We start from the raw sequence: 1,835 nt of genomic DNA on the forward strand, positions 1-1,835 counted from the left end.
ACACGGCGCACCCCGACACGGCGCACCCCGACACGGCGCACCCCGACACGCCCCACCCCGACACGGCGCACCCCGCAAACCCCGCCTCACGACCCGCCCCCCACAAGCCCCGTCTGCACCTGCAGGGTCTTGCGCCGGGCGATCCGGACCGCCCGCCCCGGAATCAGCTCCCGCCCCTTCACACTCCCGAACAGATAGCCCTCACTCGGCGGACACGACATCAGCAGCCCCGGAGTGTTGACCTCCTGCAACCGCCGCAGCAACGACTCGTTGAGCCCCCGCCCGGCCCCCGCCGACGACCGCGCCACCACCAGGTGCAGCCCCACCTCGTGCCCCAGCGCCAGATGATCCAGCAGCGGAGCGAACGGCTGCGTCATCGGCCCGCCGCCGACCATGTCGTAGTCGTCGACCAGGACGAACAGCCGCGGCCCCTGCCACCAGTCGCACAACCGCATCCGCGACGGCGCGATGTCCTCACCGGGAACCCGCTGCTTGACCGCCCGCGCCGCCCCGTCCACCAGGTCCCGCAGCATGTCCAGGGAGACCGCGTGCCCGAGCCGGTACGCCTCCGGAACGCTCTCCACCAGCTCCCGCCGGTAGTCCACCATCATGATCCGCGCCTCGGCCGGCGTGTACCGCTCGGTGATGCCGCGCGCGACCAGCTTCAGCAGGTTCGTCTTGCCGCTCTCCGTGTCACCCACCACGATCAGGTGCGGGTTCTCGGTGAAGTCGTGCCACACCGGCGCCAGTTCGTTCTCGTCCAGGCCGATCGCGATCCGCAGCCCGTGCTCGCCCTCCGGCTCCGGCAGCTCCTCGGCCGGCAGCTTCGCCGGCAGCATCCGCACCCGCGGCGCGCCGGGTCCCGTCCAGCTCTCGGCGATCGCGGCGACCAGGCCCGCGACCCCGTCCGCCAGGTCGTCGGCGTCCTCGACCCCGTCGACGCGCGGCAGCGCCGACAGATAGTGCAGCTTGTCCGAGGTCAGCCCCCGCCCCGCGCTGCGCGGGATGGCCGCCGCCTTCCGGGAGTCGATCTGGGAGTCCATCGGATCACCCATCCGCAGCTCCAGCCGGGTCCCGGTCTGGTCGCGCACCGAGGACGACAGCTCCACCCAGCGGGCGGTGGTGACCATCAGGTGGACGCCGTAGTTGAGCCCCCGGGCGGCCAGCGCGTTGAAGGTGGGGATGTGCCGGTCGAAGTCCTGGCGTACGGTGGCCCAGCCGTCGATGGCCAGGAAGACGTCCCCGTGCGGCTCGTCGGGGAACTCGCCCGCCGCGCGCCGCTTGCGGTACGTGGGCATGGAGTCGACGCCGTGCTCCAGGAAGAACCGCTCCCGCCGGGCGAGCAGCGTGGTGACCTCCGCGATCGTACGGCCCACCCGCTCGGTGTCCACCCGCGCCGCGACCCCGCTCATATGGGGCAGCCCGTCGAGTGAGGCCAGCGTGCCGCCGCCGAAGTCCAGGCAGTAGAACTGCACTTCGCGCGGGGTGTGGGTGAGGGCCAGCGCGGTGATGAGGGTCCGCAGCAGCGTGCTCTTGCCGCTCTGCGGCCCCCCGGCGATGGCCACGTGACCGCCGGCCGCCGACAGGTCCACCGTCAGCAGATCGCGCAGCTGGTCGAAGGGCCGGTCCACGACACCGACCGGCACGGTGAGCCGTCCCCGCAGCGGCCAGTCGGCCGTGGTCAGGCCGTACCGCGGATCGGGGGACAACGGGGGCAGGATCTGGTCCAGGGTGGCCGGCCGGCCCAGCGGCGGCAGCCACACCTGGTGGGCGGGCGGCCCCGCACCGCGCAGCCGGTCGAGCGCCACCGACAGCAGCGTCTCCCCGCCGTCGTC

1 protein-coding gene is annotated in these 1,835 nt (G+C 73.1%); it reads right to left on the reverse strand.

What is annotated here, in order from left to right; genetic code table 11:
• Positions 1-86: 86 nt before the first annotated feature.
• On the reverse strand, positions 87-1,835 hold a 1,749-nt coding region (eccCb, locus tag B9S61_RS38825), incomplete at its 5' end, for a type VII secretion protein EccCb (protein ID WP_103546386.1).

This window comes from Streptomyces sp. SM1 (assembly GCF_002910825.1).
GTDB lineage: Bacteria > Actinomycetota > Actinomycetes > Streptomycetales > Streptomycetaceae > Streptomyces > Streptomyces okerensis.